The organism is Streptomyces sp. CAI-85 (assembly GCF_013363615.1).
Classification (GTDB): Bacteria; Actinomycetota; Actinomycetes; order Streptomycetales; family Streptomycetaceae; genus Streptomyces; species Streptomyces antibioticus_B.
On record NZ_JAANNX010000022.1, the window covers coordinates 58,650 to 78,839 of the forward strand.

General features: G+C 71.0%; 17 protein-coding genes and 2 pseudogenes. 11 read left to right on the forward strand and 8 right to left on the reverse strand.

Annotated features, from left to right (window positions below; translation table 11 throughout):
* On the forward strand, positions 1-1,548 hold the full coding sequence (locus G6W55_RS22970; protein ID WP_175522728.1) for a dynamin family protein: 1,548 nt from the start codon (positions 1-3) through the stop codon (positions 1,546-1,548).
* Here G6W55_RS22970 and G6W55_RS22975 read toward each other — a convergent pair.
* The gene (locus tag G6W55_RS22975; RefSeq protein WP_175522729.1) at positions 1,533-2,669 is read right to left on the reverse strand and encodes a hypothetical protein; all 1,137 of its coding nucleotides are present in this window, start codon (positions 2,667-2,669) and stop codon (positions 1,533-1,535) included. The genes G6W55_RS22970 and G6W55_RS22975 overlap by 16 nt on opposite strands.
* A 556-nt stretch (positions 2,670-3,225) precedes the next feature.
* Here G6W55_RS22975 and G6W55_RS39595 point away from each other — a divergent pair.
* From G6W55_RS39595 to putP, 3 genes and pseudogenes are all read left to right on the forward strand, one after another.
* Entirely contained in the window at positions 3,226-3,498 is a 273-nt protein-coding gene (locus G6W55_RS39595; RefSeq protein WP_375372462.1) for a Tn3 family transposase, read from the forward strand.
* Positions 3,468-4,370, forward strand: a pseudogene (locus G6W55_RS38840) (integrase core domain-containing protein). The gene G6W55_RS39595 and the pseudogene G6W55_RS38840 overlap by 31 nt, the downstream one beginning before the upstream one ends.
* Positions 4,371-4,637: 267 nt before the next feature.
* Entirely contained in the window at positions 4,638-8,216 is a 3,579-nt protein-coding gene (gene putP / locus G6W55_RS22995; protein ID WP_175522732.1) for a sodium/proline symporter PutP, read from the forward strand.
* A 65-nt stretch (positions 8,217-8,281) separates the two neighbouring features.
* Here the strand turns inward: putP and G6W55_RS23000 are convergent, their stop codons facing one another.
* Both G6W55_RS23000 and G6W55_RS39600 read right to left on the reverse strand, forming a co-directional pair.
* Positions 8,282-8,614: an Lrp/AsnC family transcriptional regulator gene (locus tag G6W55_RS23000; protein WP_254876384.1), complete on the reverse strand. Its 333-nt coding sequence runs from the start codon at positions 8,612-8,614 to the stop codon at positions 8,282-8,284.
* A 15-nt stretch (positions 8,615-8,629) separates the two neighbouring features.
* A pseudogene (locus G6W55_RS39600) lies at positions 8,630-8,686 on the reverse strand (winged helix-turn-helix transcriptional regulator); the annotation flags it as partial.
* 25 nt (positions 8,687-8,711) lie between these two features.
* Here G6W55_RS39600 and G6W55_RS23005 point away from each other — a divergent pair.
* The gene (locus tag G6W55_RS23005; RefSeq protein WP_303049933.1) at positions 8,712-9,149 is read left to right on the forward strand and encodes an aminotransferase class I/II-fold pyridoxal phosphate-dependent enzyme; all 438 of its coding nucleotides are present in this window, start codon (positions 8,712-8,714) and stop codon (positions 9,147-9,149) included.
* Positions 9,150-9,256: 107 nt separating this feature from the next.
* Here G6W55_RS23005 and G6W55_RS23010 read toward each other — a convergent pair whose 3' ends face one another.
* From G6W55_RS23010 to G6W55_RS23025, 4 genes are read right to left on the reverse strand one after another with little or no spacing between them, the layout of a single operon-like run.
* On the reverse strand, positions 9,257-10,450 hold the full coding sequence (locus G6W55_RS23010) for an ABC transporter ATP-binding protein (RefSeq protein WP_175522734.1): 1,194 nt from the start codon (positions 10,448-10,450) through the stop codon (positions 9,257-9,259).
* 38 nt (positions 10,451-10,488) lie between these two features.
* Positions 10,489-11,322: a carbohydrate ABC transporter permease gene (locus tag G6W55_RS23015; RefSeq protein ID WP_175522735.1), complete on the reverse strand. Its 834-nt coding sequence runs from the start codon at positions 11,320-11,322 to the stop codon at positions 10,489-10,491.
* A complete protein-coding gene (locus G6W55_RS23020) occupies positions 11,322-12,254 on the reverse strand; it encodes a sugar ABC transporter permease (protein ID WP_309243793.1) in 933 nt (310 codons plus the stop codon). The genes G6W55_RS23015 and G6W55_RS23020 overlap by 1 nt, the downstream gene beginning before the upstream one ends.
* Before the next feature lie 14 nt (positions 12,255-12,268).
* Positions 12,269-13,597: an ABC transporter substrate-binding protein gene (locus G6W55_RS23025; RefSeq protein WP_309243792.1), complete on the reverse strand. Its 1,329-nt coding sequence runs from the start codon at positions 13,595-13,597 to the stop codon at positions 12,269-12,271.
* A gap of 394 nt (positions 13,598-13,991) precedes the next feature.
* Between G6W55_RS23025 and G6W55_RS23030 the strand changes: the two genes are divergently transcribed.
* The 6 genes from G6W55_RS23030 to G6W55_RS23055 all read left to right on the forward strand — a co-directional run bounded on the left by G6W55_RS23030 (position 13,992) and on the right by G6W55_RS23055 (position 19,390).
* Positions 13,992-14,513: a hydrogenase maturation protease gene (locus tag G6W55_RS23030; protein ID WP_175522737.1), complete on the forward strand. Its 522-nt coding sequence runs from the start codon at positions 13,992-13,994 to the stop codon at positions 14,511-14,513.
* A gap of 268 nt (positions 14,514-14,781) precedes the next feature.
* Positions 14,782-15,942, forward strand: a complete 1,161-nt coding sequence (locus G6W55_RS23035) for a 4Fe-4S dicluster domain-containing protein (RefSeq protein ID WP_175522738.1) — start codon at positions 14,782-14,784, stop codon at positions 15,940-15,942.
* A gap of 71 nt (positions 15,943-16,013) precedes the next feature.
* A complete protein-coding gene (locus G6W55_RS23040; RefSeq protein ID WP_254876393.1) occupies positions 16,014-16,415 on the forward strand; it encodes a cyclic nucleotide-binding domain-containing protein in 402 nt (133 codons plus the stop codon).
* Positions 16,412-17,218 carry an FAD/NAD(P)-binding protein gene (locus tag G6W55_RS23045; RefSeq protein ID WP_175522740.1) on the forward strand — a complete coding sequence of 269 codons (807 nt, stop codon included), beginning with the start codon at positions 16,412-16,414 and terminating at the stop codon, positions 17,216-17,218. The genes G6W55_RS23040 and G6W55_RS23045 overlap by 4 nt, the downstream gene beginning before the upstream one ends.
* 1 nt (position 17,219) lies before the next feature.
* Positions 17,220-18,011, forward strand: a complete 792-nt coding sequence (locus tag G6W55_RS23050) for an oxidoreductase (protein ID WP_175522741.1) — start codon at positions 17,220-17,222, stop codon at positions 18,009-18,011.
* Entirely contained in the window at positions 18,008-19,390 is a 1,383-nt protein-coding gene (locus G6W55_RS23055) for a Ni/Fe hydrogenase subunit alpha (RefSeq protein ID WP_175522742.1), read from the forward strand. The genes G6W55_RS23050 and G6W55_RS23055 overlap by 4 nt, the downstream gene beginning before the upstream one ends.
* Positions 19,391-19,481: 91 nt before the next feature.
* On the opposite strand, the gene G6W55_RS23060 is transcribed toward G6W55_RS23055, so the two are convergent.
* Complete coding sequence (locus G6W55_RS23060) at positions 19,482-20,174, reverse strand: potassium channel family protein (protein WP_254876385.1); 693 nt, start codon at positions 20,172-20,174, stop codon at positions 19,482-19,484.
* Between the last annotated feature and the right edge of the window lie 16 nt (positions 20,175-20,190).

Genomic DNA, 20,190 nt, shown 5'->3' on the forward strand with positions numbered 1-20,190 from the left:
ATGACGGCGGCGCACAACCCGCGGCCGGACGGCGACGGCGGCCACGAGCAGGGCGAACTCTGCTCGGCGGCAACCGACTTGGTGACCACGGCCCTCAAGTCCCTGACACCCGACCCCGATCAGGAACCGGTCTCGGTCGTCGCCGCCCTGGAGGCCGTACGGGACCGGCTGGCGGAGGGGCGGCTGCGGATCGCCGTCGGGGGCCGGATGAACGCCGGCAAGTCCACCCTCGTCAACGCCCTGCTCGGACAGCGCCTCGCGGCCACGGCCGCCACCGAATGCACCATGGTGGTGGCCTGGTTCCGCCAGGGCGTGCAGAACAAGGTGCGTGTCCAACGGCTCGACGGCCGCGCCTACGACGTCCCCGCGCACCCCGGCGGCGGCATCCCGCGCGACCGGGGCCGGCTCGGCAGCCCGCCGGAGGAGATCGCCGAACTCCTCGTGGACGTCACCAGCAGCGAACTGACCCGACGTCATATCCTCATCGACACCCCGGGGATGGACACGCTCAGCGGCCTGGACGAGGTCGCCCTGCGCGCCCTGGCCCGGGCGGACGCCCTGCTGTACGTCATGCCGCACCCCGGCGCAGGCGACGCGGAGGCCCTCCAGTCGCTGCGCCGCCAGGCCGGTTCCCGGATGACCGCGATGAACGTCCTCGGCGTCCTCAGCCGGATCGACGAACTCGGCTCCGGCACCGGCACCCCGTGGCCGCGCGCCCGACGCGTGGCGGCCACTTACACCACCCGTCTCACCGGCATGGTCTCCCACATCGTCCCCGTCGTCGGCCTGCTCGCACAGACCGCGGGCGGCGACGAGTTCACCGAGGACGACACCGCGCTTCTACGCCAACTCACCGACGTACCGCCGGATGTGCTGGAGGAGACGCTGTACTCGCCGGAGGAGTTCGCCGAGTGGACGGACGGCCCGCTGGACCCGGCGGCCCGGCTCCGCCTGCTGGACCTCCTGGGCGTCTACGGCATCGCGCTCGCCGTCGGCCTCCTCACCGGCGCCGACGGCCGCCCCGCCGTTCGCGGCACCGGCGCGCTGCTCGAACGGCTGCGGGAGGAGTCCGGACTCGACGCGCTCGTACGGGAGATGGACGAACGGTTCGTGTCCGCGGCCGACCGGCTGCGCGCCGCGTCCGCCCTCCAGTCCCTGGACGACCTGACCCTCGCCGCCCAGGCGGTCCCCGCCGCACGCGAGGCATGGGCGGTCCTGCGCTCGGGGGTGGCCGCACTCCGCCGGCATCCGCTCCTCCGCCAGACCGAACTGGGTTCCGCGCTGGCCGAGTTGGCGAACGGCACACTGCCCCTCGGTGACGCCGAGACGGCCGCGCTGGTCGCCCTGGCGACGGGCGCGGACGCCGCGTCCTGCCTCCGTCTGCCTCCCGACGCCCCGGCCCACGACATCGCCCGCGCGGCGGCACGGGAGGCGGCCCACTGGCGGACCCGGGAGGCGTCAGGCCCCCGCACGGTACGACGGCACGCCCGCACCGCGCGGGAACTGTGCGAGGAGTTCCACTTCCGCAACGCTCACCAGTCGGGGTGATGCGGATCGACCGAGAAGCCGCCGGACGCGGGGTCGTCGTGGGGGAGGGGCTCGTCGGGTTCGTGAGTGTAGGTGTCGTGCTCGTACGTGTCGTGTGCGTACGTGTCGTGGGTGTCGTGCTCGTACGGGACCGGCGTGTGGGTCTCGTACCACGTCCCGTCGCCGGTCTCGGTGCCGACCCCGGTGTCGATCACGGACCCCACCTCCCCGACATGCCCGTAGTGCTCGCCCCAGTCGTGGGACACGACGTGGTGGGGGTGAGGATGCGGGCTGTCCACGACATGGTCGGCGGTCGTCGTCGCCACGGTCTCGGCGGCGTCCGCCGCCCGGTGGCCGGTGGACGGCTGATCGGTGGCGTGCGTGGACGGCTGATCGGCGGAGTGCGTGGCCGGCTCCGGGCCGGGCACCAGCAACAGCGTGCCGCCGACCAGGACCGCCGCCTCACCGGCCCGCCGCGCGAACGTCCGCCGGGGCCGGTCCAGCGGTGCGCCCGCGGGCACCACCGGGAAACCGAGCGGGGCGGTGCGGCCGCGCGGCAGGGCGCCCAGCCAGGCGTCGGCCGCGAACTTCTTCGCCTTGATCTCCACGCGCACCTTGCGCAGCGCGTCCGGCGGCAGCCCGCCGGCGCCGCGTTCGAAGACGTCGTGGTAGAGGTCGTCCGGCACGATCAGCGCCATGTCGCTGCCCTGCGCCACGGCGAGTTCCTTGCGCAGCGCGGCCGAGTCCAGCAGCCGGGAGGCCAGTTCGACCGACCAGGCCACGAACCCGAGCTTGGCCGGCCGCACCGCGCCCTGCGCCAGGGCGACCCGTAACCGGATCACATGCTCCTCCGGCACCCGGGCGTTGAGCAGCGGAAGCATGTCCCGCAGCCCGAGGATGAGCCCCGGAACGGCCCGGTCCTCGTCGATCTCCGGCGGCAGGAGCAGGAGTTGTCCGTCCCCCCGGTCCTGCCGCTCGCAATCACGCCGTCTCAGCCCGGCGTTGGCACACGCCTGGTCCAACGCGAGCGCCACCCCGTCCTGGACCTTCGCCTGAGCGTCGTAGCTGCGCCCGCTGTACCGCTCGACATCCACGACCAGACACAGCCTGCGCCGACTCCCGACCTGCCCACCGTCTCCCATGGACCCCCCATTCCTGGGGCCTGTCTGACCATTCCCGTCTGCCCCGCGACGCCATGCACGCACTCTCGCCGCACCGGGCGCAGACCCGAGTACATCCAGTACGAGGGGCTACGCCCGGCACGCCGAGAGCACGCACCTGACGCCGCGAGGCCGCCCTCCGGGCGACGACGGGAATGGTCAGACAGGCCCCAGCCCACCGTTCCCGCCCACGGGCAGCGTAGCGACGCCGTCCTCGTCCCGCCCGGCATCCCGCACAAGCCGTACGCGGAGGGCGAGGCCGCCTCGGCGCAGCGCCGAAACGATGCCCGGGAGCCGGGACGGCCTCGGGTCCCGGCGTAGGCGGTCGAGGGGTTCTGGCGTCGCCCGTCGCTCCCTGGTCGACGGCGGCCCGGCCTGCGCGCTGCTCGCCGCCCCGGGGTCCCGCCGGCTCCAGGATTGAACGCCATGAAATGATCATGGTCTGCGGGGTCTCGGTTCGATCACTGCCGGGACTGGTGTGGCACCTGTTGCCTAGCGTCACGAGCTGTGACAGTTGAGTACCTTTCAGTAGATCGTCATCACCGGCACCGGTTCGTACCGTGACCTTGTCTTCGAGCTGTTCGCGATCTGCGGCTATCAGTTCTCCCCGCGGATCGCGGATATCTCGGACGCCCGGCGGTGGCGCTTCGACCTGGGCAAGGACTACGGGCCGCTTCAGCCCGTGTCCCGTCAGCGGATCCAGCTCGAGCGGATCCGATGGCGTCCCTTGAAGTGGTGTAGCCGTTCCTGGCCGATGTGCGCCCCCGGCTCGCCACCGCGTTGCCCCTGGTGGACCGCTCGTGCGCCCTGAACGAGGAGGTTCGTCCGGACACGATCTTGCGATGGCACAGTGATTTGCCCAGGCGGCGGCATGCCGCGACCTGCGCGCCGAAGCGTCGCGGGCGCCCGCCGACCGTCCGCTCGATCCGCGCCCTGGTGCTGCGCCTGGCCCGGGAGAACAGCTCGTGGGGGTACCGTCGCATCCACGGCGAGCTTGCGGCGCTGGGCATCAAGATCGCCGCTTCCACCGTCTGGGAGATCCTCAAGGAGCACGGCATCCCGCCCGCGCCCGAACGCCAGGGCACGACCTGGGCAGCCTTCCTTCGCAGCCAGGCCGACGCGCTTGTGGCCTGCGACTTCTTCGAGACCCGCACACTGACCGGGGCGCGGCTGTACGTCTTCGCAGTCATCGAGCACGCCACACGGAGGATCCGGATCCTGGGTGTCACCACGCACCCCACGGCGCAGTGATCGGTGCAGCTCGGGCGTAATCTCGTCATGGACCTGGAGGACACGGCGAGTAGGGCCAGGTTCCTGATCCGTGACCGTGACTCGAAGTTCACGCCCGCCTTCGACGCGGTGCTCACTGATGCCGGGATCAGGGTCGTCACCAGCGGCATCCGAATGCCGCGGATGAACTCCATCATGGAGCGCTGGATACAAACCTGCCGACGCGAACTGCTGGACCGCACCCTCATATGGGACCAGCGACACCTGCTCCACACGCTGCGCGAGTTCGAATCCTTCTACAACGGGCACCGACCCCACCGGGCCCTGAATCAAGCCGCCCCGCTACGCCCGCTGCCCGAACCACTCACCGAACCGGGGGAGATCGGGAACCTGCAGGTCCGTCGCCGCGAGCGACTCGGCGGGACGCTACACGAGTACGAATGTGCCGCTTGACCAGCCCGGATGATTTATCGGCACCCGCAACCGGCCGCCGGGGCCCAGCGGTCGCTGCCGACCGATGCTGCCGATGGCCGGTACGCGCCGTCAGGCCCGGTGCCCTGCCGCTGCCCTTCTCGGCGAATCCGGCCGGGCAGCCGGATTCGCCTAGGATTCTCCTGATAGGTTCCTATAGGACCGGAGTCGGTACATTTGTGCCAGGGCGAGCTGCAGCTCAGCCAGATGTTGCTGCCTGAGCTCATCCGCCTCCCGAGCGAGGAAGACATGTCCGACTTGAGCGCGCCGGTCCTGGCCACGTTCATCGTCTACGTGGTGGCCGTGATCGCGGTGGGAGTCTGGGCCTACGCCCGGACACATACCTTCGCTGACTTCGCGCTGGGCGGGCGCAGGCTCAGCGCGCCGGTCGCAGCGCTCTCCGCCGGCGCGAGCGACATGTCCGGCTGGCTGTTCCTCGCCCTCCCCGGGGCCGTCTACGCAGCCGGGATCGGCGCGAGCTGGATCGCCGTGGGTCTGGCCGCCGGCACCTATCTGAACTGGCTGCTCGTCGCGCCGAGACTACGCACCTACACCGAGCGGGCCGGCAACGCCGTCAGCCTGTCGGCCTATCTGGAGGAGCGGTTCGAGGACCGCACCCGGTCGCTGCGGATGGTCTCCGCCGCCGTGACCGTCGTGTTCTTCACCGTGTACGTCGCCAGCGGTCTCGTGGCCGGCGGGCTGCTGTTCGGGCAGGTCTTCGGCGTCGCCTTCGAACTCGGGGTGGTGCTGACCGCCTTGGTCATCGTCACCTACGCGTGCCTCGGCGGCTTTCTCGCGGTCAGTCTGACGCACGTCATGCAGGGCACGCTGATGGCCGTGGCGCTGCTGGTGCTCCCCCTGGTCGGCATCGCAGCGCTCGGGGGCTTCGGCTCCCTGGAGGAATCCCTCGACAGCAAGACGCCGAGTCTGCTGGACGTCGGCGCGGAGGCCGGATTCATCGACGGCCGGTGGACCGCGGGCGGGTCGCTCGGTGCCGTGGCGATCGTGTCTCTGCTCGCCTGGGGCCTGGGCTACTTCGGACAGCCGCACATCCTGGCCCGCTTCATGGGCATCCGCAGCACCCGGGCCGTCCCGGCGGCCCGGCGCATCGGCACGGCCTGGGTGCTGATCGTACTCGCCGGCGCCACTCTCGTGGGCCTGGTGGGAATCGCCCAGCTCGACACGCCGCTCAGGAACCCCGAGACGGTGTTCATCGCTCTGAGCGAGACCCTGCTCAATCCCTGGGTAGCGGGGCTGATGCTGGTCGCCGTGCTCGCCGCGATCATGTCGACGGCGGACAGCCAACTGCTGGTGTCGTCCGTCGCACTCACTGAGGACTTCTACCGCGCGTTCCTCAGCCGACGCGCGTCGGACCGGACGCTGGTGTGGGTCGGGCGCGGTGCGGTGGTGGTGGTGATCGTCGTCGCCTGTGTGATCGCGCTGGGCGGCGGCGGGGTGCTGAACATCGTCGCCTACGCCTGGGCCGGGTTCGGTGCGGCCTTCGGGCCGGTCGTTCTGCTGTCGCTGTACTGGCCACGGATGACCTGGGCGGGGGCGATGGCCGGAATCGTTTCGGGCGCCGCCACGGTGCTCCTGTGGGACAGGGTCAATCCGCTGCTGGGGCCGCTCGAGTCGGACATCTACGAGATGGTCCCGGGTGTACTGGTCGCCACGGTGGTCGCGTTGTTCTTCGGCAGGTTCGTCGGCAGGCCGCCGCAGCGGGCCTTCTGGCGGATGCCGGGGGGCGGGGTCAGCCAGCTGCTGCTCGTCCCGTTCCTGGCCGACGCCCCGGTCGGTGTGGCGGTGCTCGACACCGACCTGCGCTACGTCTGGGTGAACAAGGTGCTTGGTCGGCTGATCTCCCCGGACCGACGGCTGGGGCGCCAGGTGGGGGAGGTACTGCCGAAACCCGAGGCAGAGGCATTCGAGGAAAGGATGCGGACCGTCCTGCGGACCGGGGCCCCGGTGATGGACCACGAGTTCCGGGCGGTCGGTCACCCCGCGCCCTACCGAGAGCGGGCGTACTCGGCGTCGTTCTTCGGCATGAAGGACCGACGCGGCCGCCAGGTAGGCGTCTGGTACATGATCATCGATGTCACCGAGCGCCGGCGGGCGCAGGAGCGTCTCGCCCTCCTGAACGAGGCGAGTGCCCGCATCGGCAGTGCGCTGGATGTGCAGCTGACCGCCCAGGAGCTGGCCGACAACGCCGTGCCCGCGCTCGCCGACTTCGTCGCCGTCGACCTGCTGGAGTCGGTCATCCGGGGTGAGGAGCCGGCTCCCGGGCCGGTGGACCTCGGTCCGGTGATCCGCCGCGCAGGGCAGAGATCCGTCCGCAAGGGAAACCCGGAGGCGCGGCTGACCGTGGGGGAAGTGGTCCAGCGCGCCCCGTCCTCGCCTGTCGCCCGCTGCCTGCTGGAGAGCCGGACCCTGGTGGAGGACCTGGAGCACTCACCCGAGGCATGGGTGGCCATGGACCCCTCGCTGGCGTCCGCCATCCGCCGGTTCGACCTCCGCGCCGTGATGGTGGTGCCGGTACAGGCCCGCGGCGTGACCCTGGGCGCGGCGACTTTCGTCAGGTCCGGGCGCCGTGCGTGGCCCTTCGAGGCGGACGACGTGCGCCTCGCCGAGGAGCTCGTCTCCCGGGCCGCCGTCTCCATCGACAACGCGCGCCGCTTCACCCGGGAGCGGACGGCGGCCCGGTCGATGCAGCGCTATCTGCTGCCGCAGGAACTGAGCGGCGGATCCGCGCTGGAGGTGGCGTCGTGGTACTGCCCGGCCGACGCGCCGAGCGGCGTGGGCGGTGACTGGTTCGACGTGATCCCCCTGTCCGGCGCGCGGGTCGCCCTGGTCGTCGGGGATGTGGTCGGACACGGCATCAACTCCGCAGCGACGATGGGACGGCTGCGCACGGCCGTGCGCACCCTCGCCAACCTGGACCTCCCCCCCGACGAACTGCTGGCTCACCTGGACGACCTGGTGATCGGCCTCATGGAGTCGCCCGTCAGCGACGAGCCGGCGTCGTCGGAGAACGAGAACGTGAGCGCCGCGATGATGGGGGCCACCTGTCTGTACGCCGTGTACGACCCGGTGACCGGGGTGTGCACCCTGGCCCGGGCGGGTCACCTTCCGCCGGTGGTCGTCGGCCCGGACGGCTCCGTCGACTTCCTGGACCTGCCGGCCGGACCGCCGATCGGCCTCGGTTCCCTGCCCTTCGAGTCCGTGGAGCTCGAACTGGCCGAGGGCAGCCTGATCGGGCTCTACACCGACGGCCTGATCCAGGCCCCGGACCGGGACATCGACGTCGGTCTCTCCCGGCTGCAGGAAACACTCGCCGCACCCGGCTCGCCGCGAGAGATCGGCGACAACGTCGTCGACGCACTGCTGGTAGTCCCGCCGCGCGACGACGCGGCCCTGCTCCTCGCCCGGACGCGCCTGCTGGGCTCGGACCGGGTCGCGTCCTGGGATCTGCCCGCGGACCCCGCCGCCGTCTCGGACGCCCGCAGCGTCGCCACCCGGCAACTGTCGGAATGGGGTCTGGAGGACCTGACGTTCATCACGGAACTGATCGTCAGCGAGCTGGTGACCAACGCCATCCGCCACGCCGTCGGCCCGATCGTCCTGCGGCTGATCCGGGACCGGGCACTGATCTGCGAGGTGTCCGACGCCAGCAACACCTCACCCCGGCTGCGTCACGCCCGGACCACGGACGAGGGAGGGCGGGGGCTCCTGATCGTCGCACAGCTCGCCCGGCGCTGGGGGACGCGCTACACCAAGACCGGGAAGATCATCTGGACGGAGCAGGGCATCGCCGAGCCGCCGTCCACCTGAAAGGGGTCGCGCAGCAAGGGGACCGGCCGGGCAACCGCCCCCCTGGCCGCCGGGCACCGGGTCGGTCAGCGGGTACCGGCTCCCGGGCGGGACGGACCGCCGGGGCGGGGGTACACCCTGGACTGCTTCACGCTTCCGAACGCGAAGCTCGACTCGATGGACGCGATGCCGGGAATCGCATGAATCCGGGTCCGCACCAGCACCTCGTACGCCTCGAGACTCTCGATGACGACCCTGAGCAGGTAGTCGCTGCTGCCCGCCATCAGGTAGCAGTCCTGGATGTGCTCGATGAGTCCGACGTGTTCTTCGAACAGGTTGACGGCCTCGGCGGTGTGGCGTTCCAGCCGGACCCGTACGAATACGGTGATCGGCAGCCCGAAGGCGACCTGGTCGACCATGGCCGTGTAGCCGCTGATCAGGCCGGAGTCCTCGAGGCGGCGGACCCGGCGCAGACAGGGTGACGGGGACAGGCGCCTCGGCCCGACGCGGCAGTCTCTGCGGCACGTCGAGACGGCACTGCAGAACGCGGCACGAACGCTCTACTCCATGCCGCCGGAGCACGGTGCCGCCGTCGTCACCACGATCCTCGCGGACGACGCGCTGCGGAGCCTGTGGCGGGAGGAGCTCGACGCCATGCGCGGACGGATCACGGCCAACCGGGCGGACCTGGTCGGGAACCTCCGGGCGCTGGGCTGCTCGGACCTCGCAGAGCCCCTCGCGCGGCAGAAGGGCATGTTCTCGATGCTGCCACTGGGCTCGGACGCGATGCGCCGTCTGCGACGGCAGTTCGCCGTCTACGGCACGGCTTCGGGACGCATCAACATCGCCGGCATTCCGGCGCACCGGATCCCGTACCTGGCTCAGGGCGTCGCCGCGGTGTGCGACTCCGCGCCCGGAGCGCATGTGGCACCGGCCGTGCCCGCGCCGCGCTGACGAGGCCGTCCGCCGGGGACGGGGCAGCGGGCCCTCCACCCCTCGAGTGCCACCGGACCGGTCCACCGTCCGCGGCAAGCGCCGGGCGCGGGCGGGCCACAGCCGGGTCACCCGGTCCCGGGGTTCTCCGCATGGGTCAGGTTCACACCGCTCGTGGGGTCGAACAGATGCATCCTGGAGGTGTCCACCCACAGCTGTGCCTCGTCCCCCTCGCGCACCCGGGTCGCGCTGCTGAGCCGGGTGACGATCTGGTGTCCGCTGACGCCCGCGTCACCGACGCCCGCATCCGCCGCGAGTTCCGCGAGTTCCGACGTCTCGGCGGGCTGCCAGTCGTCCTCCGCGAAGTAGGCGTACACGTCCGACCCCAGGGACTCGACCACGCCCACGGTCGCGGTGAAGGTCATACCCGTCCGGCCCGGCTCGACCAGGCTCGCGTCCTCGAAAGCCTCTGGACGCAGCCCCAGGATGAGGTCACGGGGAGCGTGCCGCCGCTCCAGTGTGCGCAACACGTCCGTTTCCAGGGACAGTTCTCCGACACTGGTGTGCAGGGAGTTCTCCTCGAGCGTGGCGTGCAGGAAGTTCATCGCAGGCGAACCGATGAAGCCGGCGACGAACAGGTTGCGCGGCTCGTCGTACAGATACTGCGGCGTGCCGACCTGCTGGACCAGCCCGCCGCGCATCACGACGACCCGGTCCCCGAGGGTCATCGCCTCGGTCTGGTCGTGGGTGACGTAGACCGTGGTGGTACCGAGGCGCTGCTGCAGACGGGAGATCTGGGTACGCATCTGCACCCGGAGCTTGGCGTCCAGGTTGGACAGCGGCTCGTCCATCAGGAACGCCTTGGGATCCCGGACGATCGCGCGGCCCATCGCCACCCGCTGGCGCTGGCCGCCCGACAGATTGGCCGGCTTGCGGTCCAGATGCTCCGTCAGGTCGAGGATACGCGCGGCCTCCTCCACCTTGGTGCGGATCACGGCCTTGTCCGTCTTCGCCAGGCGCAGCGCGAAGCCCATGTTGTCGCGGACGCTCATGTGCGGGTACAGCGCGTAGGACTGGAACACCATGGCGATGTCACGGTCCTTGGGCGCCTTGTCGTTGACGATCCGGCCGCCGATCCGCAGCGTTCCCTCGGTGATGTCCTCGAGACCGGCGATCATGTTGAGCGTCGTAGACTTCCCGCAACCCGACGGGCCAACCAGGATGACGAACTCCCCGTCAGCGATTTCGAGGTTGACGTCCCGCACGGCCACGGCACCATCCGGGTACTTCTTGGTGATGCCCTCGAGAACGATCTCGGCCACGGTGACTACTCCCTTGTCCTGACGGCCGGCTGTGCCGGTCAGCCCTTCACGGCGCCGGAGGTGAGCCCGGCGACGATGCGCCGCTGGAACAGCAGCACGAACACGATGATCGGAACAGTGATGACAACGGCCGCCGCGGCGATGGAACCGGTCGGCTGGGCGAACTGACTGCTCCCGGTGAAGAACGCGATCGCCGCCGGAACGGTCCGCGCCGCCGTTGTCGACGTCAGCGAGATCGCGAAGAGGAAGTCGTTCCAGCAGAAGATGAAGACCAGGATGGCGGTGGTGAACACACCGGGCGCCGCCAGCGGGGCGATCACCAGCCGGAACGCCTGCGCGGGCGTGGCCCCGTCGACCTTGGCCGCCTTCTCGAGGTCCCATGGGATCTCACGGAAGAAGGCCGAGAGGGTGTAGATCGCGAGCGGGAGCGAGAAAGTCATATACGGAATGATCAGCCCCGGCCAGGTGTCGAAGATGCCCAGGATCCGTTCGATGTTGAACAACGGGGACACGAGAGAGATCGGGGGGAACATCGCGATCAGCAGCGACATCCCGATCAGCAGGCGCTTGCCGGGAAACCGCAGGCGGGCGACCGCATAGGCGGCCATGGTGCCCAGTACCACGGCGATCGCCGTGGAGATGAGCGCGATGCCGATCGAGTTGATGAGCGCTCTGGTGAACTCCGAGGTGTCGAAGATTCCCCGGTAGTTCTCCCACGTCCACTTCGTCGGGATGAAGTTTCCGTCCGTGACGGTCGACGGGTCCTTGAAGGACAGGGCGACGATCCACCACACCGGGAACAGGGCATAGGCGATGACGACGATGTTGGCGACGGTCCATGCCGTGGTGTGCCGCTTGCCTGCACCGGCCATCAGCGTCCCACTTCCTGCGAGCCGGGGGCGGCAGCCCCGAAGAGTTTGATGAAGACGAAGGCGATCACTGCCACGCACAGGAAGATGAGCACGGAGATCGCCGACCCGATGCCGAGGTTGAGGGCCGTGAACAGGTTGTCGTAGCCGAGGATCGACACCGAACCCGTGCCGTGGGCACCGGCCGTCAGGATGTAGATGTTGTCGAAGATCCTGAATGCGTCCAGGGTCCGGAAGAGCAGTGCCACCAGGATCGCCGGCTTCATCAGGGGGACGGTCACCAGAACGAACCTCTGCCAGGAGCCCGCCCCGTCCACCTGCGCGGCACGCAGCGTCTCCTCCGGCACCAGGGCCAGGCCGGCCAGGAGCAGCAGGGCCATGAAGGGTGTGGTCTTCCATACCTCGGCCAGGATGATCAGCCCGATCGCCGGCCACTGTTCGGTCAATGGCGCGTCCCCCGCGGGCAGCAGCGCCGCGAGATAGCCGGTGCCCGGCGTCCACGCGTACTGCCACGAGTACGCTGCCACCACCGTCACGATGCCGTACGGCACGAGGATGGCGGTGCGCACCGCTCCACGGCCGAACAACGTCCGGTGCATGACCAACGCCAGCGCGAAGCCGAGCACCAGTTCCACGGCCACCGAGACCGCGGTGATGACGAGGGTGACCCAGAACGCCTCCCACCAGAAGTCGGAGGACAGCACGGCCCCGTAGTTGCTCAGCCCGACGAATTCCGCACGGCTCGGGAACCGGAGGTCGTAGCGCTGGAGCGAGAGGTAGACGGCGTAGCCGATGGGATACGCCGTGACCGCGATCATGACCACGACGGCCGGGGCGCACAGCAACCAGCCCAGGCGGCGCTCCTGCCGGGCGCCCTCGGAGAGGATCTTCGCCGGGCCCGTCGGCGCGGCGGGCCGTGCTGTGCCGGAGTCCACGGAGGCCGGTCGGTTCACGGGATCAACCCCTTGGATTCGAGAGCCTCGACGATCTGGGTCCCGATGCGCTCGACGTCACTGCGCGGCGAGATCGCCGAGGGGGGCGAGAGCGTGTGCGAGATGGTGATGGAGACGTTCTGGTAGGCCGGGGTCTTGGGCCGGATGCTGGCGTTCTCGAGTGCGTCCAGCACCTCGGACGCGAACGGATAGTCCTCGGCGAGCGCCGGGTCCGTGTACAACGAGCGGAGCGTGGGCGGCAGTCCGCCCTTGAGCGCCGCGGTGATCTGGTTCTGCCGGTTGCGCAGGCACAGGGCGGCCTCGAAGGAGAGGTCGGGATGACGGGAGTACGCCCCTACCGCCAGGTCGATGCCGCCGATGGTGGGCTTCGCCGGCCGCCCCGGATCCACCCCGGGATACGGCGCCCAGCGGAAGCTCTTGAACAGGTCCGGCTTGTTCGCCTTCATCGACGGATACACGAACGGGTAGTTGAGTTCGAAGGCGGCGGTTCCGGACTCCATGGCCAGCCGGTTCTGGTCCTCCATCTGGTTGGGCAGCGACGGGTCGGCCGCCGGCGACCTGGCCAGCTCCCGCATGATGCCCGCCGCCCGGACGGCGGGAGGTCCGAGCGACGGCGCCGTGGCCGCCGCGTTCAGAATGGACCCGCCCGCGCTTTCGACGAGCGTGTTGAACCAGACGGTGAGCCCCTCGTACTGGGCGCCCTGGATCTCCACGTAGTGGGGTTTACCCTGCCGCGCGAGTTCGCGTGCCATGGTCAGCATCTCGCTCCAGGTCCCGGGGGGCCGGGGCACGAGGTCGGTGCGGTACCAGAGCAGCTGGGTGTTGGTGTTGTAGGGGACGGCGTACAGCCGACCGTTCCAGGTGGCGGTCTGCAGCGGTACCTCGAGGGTGCCCTCGGTGGCACGCCGGCGGTTCTCGCCGGTCCACGGCAGAATCCACTCGGCCTCGGCGAACTCGGCGGGCCAGGTGACGTCGAGCCCCATGATGTCGACGGTGTCGTCCTGCGCGGCGAGCCGTCGAACAAGCTGCTGGCGTTGCCCGTCGGCGGTGCGCGGCAGCTTGTTGTACGCAATGCGGTACCGCCCGCCGGAGGCACTGCTGCAGGAGTCCGCCGCGCTCTGCAGCGCACCGGAGTCGTCGGGGAAGTTGTACCAGTTCAGGGTGACCGTGCCGGAGGTGCCGGAGTCGCAGGCGCCGAGCAGCACGGCGAGCAACGGCAGGGCGGCGAGCACCCGCAGCGCGCGAGAGGCCCGGCGCCCACCGCCGCGGGTCCGCCGAGCACCGGGTGCGCCGGGGAGGTCGTGTGCCGCCACCGCTCGCCTCACGCGCTCCACGCTCCTTCGAGTCCGGCAGTGTGTCCCGGCGGGCCCCGCCCGCGGGTTCCCGTTCCGCCGACCGTAGGGGCGCCACACGGCGGGGCGGGCCACTCGCAACGTGTCGTCGTGGGTGGTCACCCGTTTGGATGATCCGGTCCACGAGTGCCGGACGGCGCGACCGGCGCGCGCCGGTTCGGGCCTCCTTCGGCCGGGGCTGATGGCGCCGGGGCGGCCCGTGACGCTGCCGGTGCGGCGACACCTTGTGTCGGTGCGCCGCACTGCCCCGTCCGTCGTCGAGGATGGCCGGAGTCCGGCGGCTGTGCGGGACCGGAGCGTGCCCGACCGGCACCCTGTCCCTGGGAGCCGGTCCGGACGTGATGCCGTCCGGACCAGGAGGCCGTTCATGAATCGTCCCGCCGGCACGGTGGTCATCGGGATCGGCAACGAGTTCCGGCGCGACGACGGGGTGGGGTGGGCCGTTGTCGCACTGCTGCGGGATCGGGCCACCGAGCAGCCGCTGCCCGCGGGCACCGCCCTGGTGCAGTCCGACGGAGACCCGGGCAGGCTGATCGGGCTCTGGGAGAACGCCGGACTCGCCGTCGTCGTCGACGCCTGCTTCCCCCGGCCGACCCGCCCGGGACGGGCACACCGGTGGTGCACGGCCACGGGCGGCGCGCTCCGTGCGGCCGCCCCGGCGAGGAGCAGCACGCACGGCTTCGGTCTCGCCGAGGCGCTGTATCTCGGTGACCGTCTCGGGCGCTGTCCGGGCCGCGTCGTCGTGTACGCCGTCGAGGGTGCGGACCACGCACCGGGCCGAGGGCTGACCCCGGCGGTGGCATCGGCGGTCCCCCGCCTGGTGCGGAGGATCGAGGGGGACATCCGGCGGTACGACGCGGCCCCGGCACCCGGTGTCCGGGCCGAGTGAGCCACGTGCCCGGCGGGCCCGCCCTGTCCGGCCGCATTGAGCGCTGCGGCCACCGGGCGGTCGCGGCAAGGGTCCACCGCCACGCGGGGAACCGCTGAACGGCCCGGCCTGTCCAGGGGGACACGCCGGACATGGTTCGGCGACGACCGGCCGCGCAGCTGACAGACTGCCAGCGACCGGCTGCCCACCGCACAGCCGTGGCACCGCGGACCGTGGCGCCCCGCCGCGCCGACTCGGGCCGTGGCTCCCGTAGACCGAGAGGCAGACCATGGCCGCACCCGGCGCGACATCCGGCCACCGGGCCGAGGCGGTTCTCGACCGTGACGGTCTGGACGGGCTGGTGCGTGTCCTGAGGCTCCTCGGACGCACGGTGATCGGACCGACGCTGCGTGACGGCGCGATCGTCCTCGACGAACTGGACTCTGCCGAGGCGCTGCCCTACGGGTGGGGGGTGGAGCTCGAGGCGGGACGGTACAGGACGCGCCGTCGGGAGGACGGAGCCGCTTTCGCGCACAGCGCCGGACCCCAGTCATGGAAGCCCTTCCTGCATCCCGAGCGGATCCGCCAGTGGACCGCGGACCGCCGTTCCGACGGCCGGCTGAGCGTGCACGAGGAGAGCCCGGAGAGCGTGTCCTACGCGTTCCTCGGCGTGCGGCCCTGCGATCTGCGTGCCATCCAGATCCTTGACCGGGTGATGGCCGGCGGCCGCTACCGGGACCCTGCCTACCTCTCCCGGCGGACGGGGGTGTTCCTGATCGCCGCCGAGTGCACCGAGCCGGGTGCCACCTGCTTCTGTGTCTCGATGGGTTCCGGGCCGGCCGCCGACACCGGATACGACCTCGCCCTCACCGAGGTCGTGGACGGCGACGGCCACCGCTTCCTGTGCCGGAGCGGGAGCGAGGAGGGTGATGCGGTGCTCGCGAAACTCCCGCACCGGAGCGCCGACGCGGCCACCAGCAGCGCCGCGGCCCGTGCCGTCGGCGCTGCCGCCGAGCACATGGGCAGGTCCATGCCCCCGGTGGACCTGCGCGCGCTGATGCGCGACTCGCTGGACGCGCAGCGCTGGGACGACGTGGCGTCCCGCTGCCTGAGCTGCGGCAACTGCACCATGGTCTGCCCCACCTGCTTCTGCACGACCACCGAGGACGTCACCGACCTGACCGGCGACCACGCCGAGCGCTGGCGTCGCTGGGACTCCTGCTACGACCTCGATTTCTCCCTGCTGCACGGCGGACCGGTCCGGGCCACCCCGCACAGCCGCTACCGCCAGTGGCTCACCCACAAACTGGGCACCTGGCACGACCAGTTCGACAGCTCCGGCTGTGTCGGCTGTGGCCGATGCATCGTCTGGTGCCCCACCGGCATCGACCTCACGGAGGAGGCTCGTGCCCTGCACCAGGAGACCGGGGCGGGGGGAACCGCGCAGTGACGCCCGGGACGGACCTGCCCGCGGACGAGACGGTGCTCGCCTCCCTCACCCCGGAGCACCGGACGCGGTTGATGTCGCTCGCCCGTGACGTCTCCTTCGCCGGCGCCACGCGCGTCTTCGAGGAGGGCGGTGGGGCGGACCGCTTCTGGATCCTGCGTACGGGAGCGGTCGACCTCGACATCCAGGTGCCCGGGCGGGGGCGCGCCGTGGTGGAAACACTCGGCGCGGGTGAGCTGCTCGGCTGGTCGTGGCTGTGCCCGCCCCGACAGTGGCATCTCGGCGCAGGGACCCGGGGCCCGGTCTGCGCCTGGGAGTTCGACGCCTCGTCGGTTCGCGATCTGTGCTCCGAACAGCCGGCGCTGGGCCTGGCGCTGGTCACCGTCGTGGCCGGAACCGTCGGGGAGCGGCTGAGGGCGACCCGCACCCGGCTGCTCGATCTGTACGGACCACAGGAGAGCAGGCCGACGTCATGAGCCTCGTCCCCGTGCCCCACCGGCTGGTGGACCGTCAGGAGGAGGCACCCGGCACGGTGACGCTCGTGATGGAACCGGTCGAGGAGCCGCTACCTCCTTTCGCCCCGGGCCGTTTCGCGATGGTGTACGCATTCGGTGCCGGCGAGATTCCGCTGTCCGTGTCCCGGATCGGTGACGGCGGGCGGCTGACCCACACGGTCCGCGCCGTCGGCGCCGTCTCCCGCGCGCTGTGCGGCTTGCGGATCGGCGAGGCGGTCGGCATGCGGGGCCCGTTCGGTCTCGGCTGGGACCTGGCCGCAGCCCGCGGCCAGGACCTGCTCGTCGTCGCCGGCGGGATCGGCCTCGCCCCGCTGCGTCCCGTGGTCCACGCGGTCCTCGACGAGGTTCACGCGTACGGGCGCCTGAACGTCCTCGCCGGTGCCCGCACACCCGGCGATCTGCTGTACCAGGACGAGTTCCCCGGCTGGGGAAGGCCGTTCTGTGCCGTCACCACCGACCTTCCCTCCGCCGCTTGGACCGGCCGTGTGGGGGTCGTCACCACACTGCTGGGCGAGGCCCGCTTCACACCGGCCGACACCACCGCCTTCGTGTGCGGTCCCGAAGCCATGATCCGCGCCACCGCCCGCGCGCTGATCCACCGGGGTGTCCGCCCCGACCGCGTCCAGGTCTCCCTCGAGCGCAACATGCGCTGCGCCGTGGGTCACTGCGGGCACTGCCAGCTCGGGCCCCTGCTGCTGTGCCGCGACGGCCCGGTCGTGACCCACGACCGGGCCGAGTCCCTGCTCACCGTACGGGAGCTGTGAGATGAGCACCCCCATCGCGGCCGAACCGCGTCCACGTCCACGGCTCGGCGTGTTCAAGTTCGCCTCGTGCGACGGCTGCCAGCTCACCCTCCTCAACTGCGAGGACGAACTGCTGGGTCTTGCCGCGAAGTTGGAGATCTCGCACTTCACCGAGGCGTCCAGTGACATCGCACCAGGGCCGTACGACCTGTCGCTCGTCGAGGGGTCGGTCAGCACCCCCGAGCACGTGAACCGCATCCGGCGCATCCGCGCCGACTCCCGCCACCTGGTCACGATCGGTGCCTGCGCCACGGCCGGCGGTGTCCAGGCCTTGCGCAACTACGCCGATGTCGAGGAGTACCTGGCGACCGTCTACGCACGTCCCGACTTCATCGAGACGCTCGCGACTTCCACACCCATCTCCGCCCATGTGCCCGTCGACTTCGAACTGCGCGGCTGCCCCATCGACCGCGGCCAGCTCGTGGAGGTCGTCACGGCCTACCTCAGCGGCCGGAAGCCCGGCATCCCGAACCACAGTGTCTGCTTCGCCTGCAAGCGGCGCGGCAACGTGTGCGTCACGGTCGCCCACGGCACTCCGTGTCTGGGGCCCGTCACACACGCGGGCTGCGGAGCCCTGTGCCCCACCTACGGGCGCGGGTGCTACGGCTGTTTCGGACCGGCCGCCACCACGAATCTCCCCGCGCTGGTCCCGCTGATGCACCGAGACGGGATGAGCGACGACGACATCGGCAGGTTCCTGCACACTTTCGACGTGTCGGCCTTCCGCGCCGTGGAGGAGGAAGGACCTCGATGAGCGCGCACACCTCCCGCTCCCGGGTCCTGCGTATCCCGGCACTCACCCGCGTCGAGGGCGAGACCGCCCTGCATCTGCGGATCGACGACGGCACCGTCAGCGAGGCCCGGCTCGACATCTACGAACCTCCGCGCTTCTTCGAGGCGTTTCTCCGGGGAAGAGCCCACACGGAGCCCCCGGACCTCACCTCCCGCATCTGCGGAATCTGCCCGGTGGCCTATCAGATGAGTGCCTGCCGGGCGATCGAGGACGCCTGCGGCATCGTCGTCGACGGACAACTCGCCGCCCTGCGCCGCCTCCTGTACTGCGGTGAGTGGATCGAGAGCCAGACTCTGCACATCCACATGCTGCACGCCCCGGACTTCCTCGGCCACGACGACGTGATCGGCATGTCCCGCACGCACCTGACCCACGTCGAACGTGGGCTGCGCCTCAAGCAGAGCGGCAACGCCATCGTCGAAACCCTCGGGGGGCGGGCGATCCACCCCGTCAACGTCCGCCTCGGCGGCTTCCACCGCGTCCCCGCCCGCGCCGAGCTGCGCCCCCTTGCCGAGCGTCTGCGCGCCGCTCTCGACGACGCCTGGGACACGGTGCGCTGGGTCGCGGGCTTCGACTTCCCCGACGCCGAGTGCAACGCCGACCTGCTCGCCCTCGCCGAGGTGGGCACCTACGCCATCGAGTCCGGCGTCCCCACCGTACTCCCACACGACAGAACCCTCCCGGTGCGGTCCTTCCCCGTCGCCGAGTTCTCCCGCCACGTCGTCGAAGAGCAGGTCCCCCACTCCACCGCCCTGCACTCGCGGCTCGACGGCCGACCGCATCTCACCGGTTCCCTCGCCCGCTACGCCGTCAGCGGGCACCTGCTCTCCCCCACGGCACTGGAAGCCGCGCGGGAGGCAGGGCTGAGCGACCCGCCGCTGCTCGCCGGCGCGGCGGGCAGCGAGCGCGGCGAGGTCTGCAGGAACCCCTACCGGAGCATCCTGGTGCGCGCCGTCGAGGTCTTGTACGCCGTGGAGGAAGCGCTCAGGATCATCGACGCGTACGAGCCCCCGGCCCTCTCGCACCTGGAGGTGCCGGCCCGGGCGGGCGCCGGGCACGGCGCCACGGAGGCGCCGCGTGGCCTGCTCCACCACCGCTACGCGCTCGACGTCGAGGGCCGTGTCGTCGACGCGTCCATCATCCCGCCGACCGCCCAGAACCAGGGGGTCATCGAGGATGATCTGCGCCGGCTCGTCCAGGGCTCGCTCGACCGAGGCGAGGCTCCCGAGGCGGAGCTCACCCGGCTCTGCGAGCGGGCCGTCCGCAACCATGACCCGTGCATCTCGTGCTCGGCCCACTTCCTGGAGCTGGACATCGAGCAGATCCCGGGAACCGGCTGACGGTCGCCGGCCCGGCGGGATCCGCGAGAGGTACGGCCCGCGAGGAGGGGCCGCAGGCGGGGGTGCGGAGCCCGGCGACGCGCATCCCCTCTCACGGCGCCCCGGGGTCCCGGCCGTGGTCGGCGGCGTACGCGGCGAAGACCTCCCGCGGGCCGCCGCCCGTGTGGAGGAACCGCTGGTCGAGTACGGCGGCGAGGTCCCGCAGCGCACCGTCGAGCACGTCGCCGGCCAGTCGCACGTCGGGACGCCGCGCCGCCTGTCCGAGCCGTGCGAGGGTGAGAGCGTGGTCGGCCATGGCCGCCAGTGACGCGTTGTCCTCCCCGTCGTGGAAGTAGTACGCCTCCGCGTACTGCGTGAAGTCGATCCGGACGCGTACGACGTCGTTGGCGATGCCGTCCAGCAGCAGCGCACCCGTGGTGGAGTCGATCTGCTGTGCGGTGGGATCCGCTTCACGCAGCAGGGCGAGCCGGACGGCCAGGATCCGTCTTCGGGTGAGCGCCGGGTAGACCTCGAGCACCCAGGACACCGTGGCCGTCAGGAGAGCGAAACCGACGAGGGCCTCGAGCGGTGAGATCAGGCGGAGCCAGCTCTCACCGGGAGCGATGTCTCCGAGGCCCAGCGTGGTCACCGTGACGATCGACAAGTACAGGGAGTCGAGCAGCGCCGGCTCCCGGGGTGCCACGGATCCGGGGGCGAAGGCGAACGCCTCGGGCATGTGAGGCCAGTAGATGACGGCCCAGCCGAAGATGACGGAGAGGGCCCAGGCACCGACGACTGTCACCATGGCGAGTGGCCCGACG

Bases quoted from the DNA above. Each gene is read 5' to 3' on its own strand.
- G6W55_RS23045 (WP_175522740.1), top strand. From the start codon at position 16,412: ATGAGCCTCGTCCCCGTGCCCCACCGGCTGGTGGACCGTCAGGAGGAG.
- G6W55_RS23060 (WP_254876385.1), bottom strand. From the start codon at position 20,174: ATGGTGACAGTCGTCGGTGCCTGGGCCCTCTCCGTCATCTTCGGCTGG.
- G6W55_RS22970 (WP_175522728.1), top strand. From the start codon at position 1: ATGACGGCGGCGCACAACCCGCGGCCGGACGGCGACGGCGGCCACGAG.
- putP (WP_175522732.1), top strand. From the start codon at position 4,638: ATGTCCGACTTGAGCGCGCCGGTCCTGGCCACGTTCATCGTCTACGTG.
- G6W55_RS23030 (WP_175522737.1), top strand. From the start codon at position 13,992: ATGAATCGTCCCGCCGGCACGGTGGTCATCGGGATCGGCAACGAGTTC.
- G6W55_RS23040 (WP_254876393.1), top strand. From the start codon at position 16,014: ATGTCGCTCGCCCGTGACGTCTCCTTCGCCGGCGCCACGCGCGTCTTC.
- G6W55_RS23055 (WP_175522742.1), top strand. From the start codon at position 18,008: ATGAGCGCGCACACCTCCCGCTCCCGGGTCCTGCGTATCCCGGCACTC.
- G6W55_RS22975 (WP_175522729.1), bottom strand. From the start codon at position 2,669: ATGGGAGACGGTGGGCAGGTCGGGAGTCGGCGCAGGCTGTGTCTGGTC.
- G6W55_RS23015 (WP_175522735.1), bottom strand. From the start codon at position 11,322: ATGGCCGGTGCAGGCAAGCGGCACACCACGGCATGGACCGTCGCCAAC.
- G6W55_RS23035 (WP_175522738.1), top strand. From the start codon at position 14,782: ATGGCCGCACCCGGCGCGACATCCGGCCACCGGGCCGAGGCGGTTCTC.
- G6W55_RS23050 (WP_175522741.1), top strand. From the start codon at position 17,220: ATGAGCACCCCCATCGCGGCCGAACCGCGTCCACGTCCACGGCTCGGC.
- G6W55_RS23000 (WP_254876384.1), bottom strand. From the start codon at position 8,614: ATGGTCGACCAGGTCGCCTTCGGGCTGCCGATCACCGTATTCGTACGG.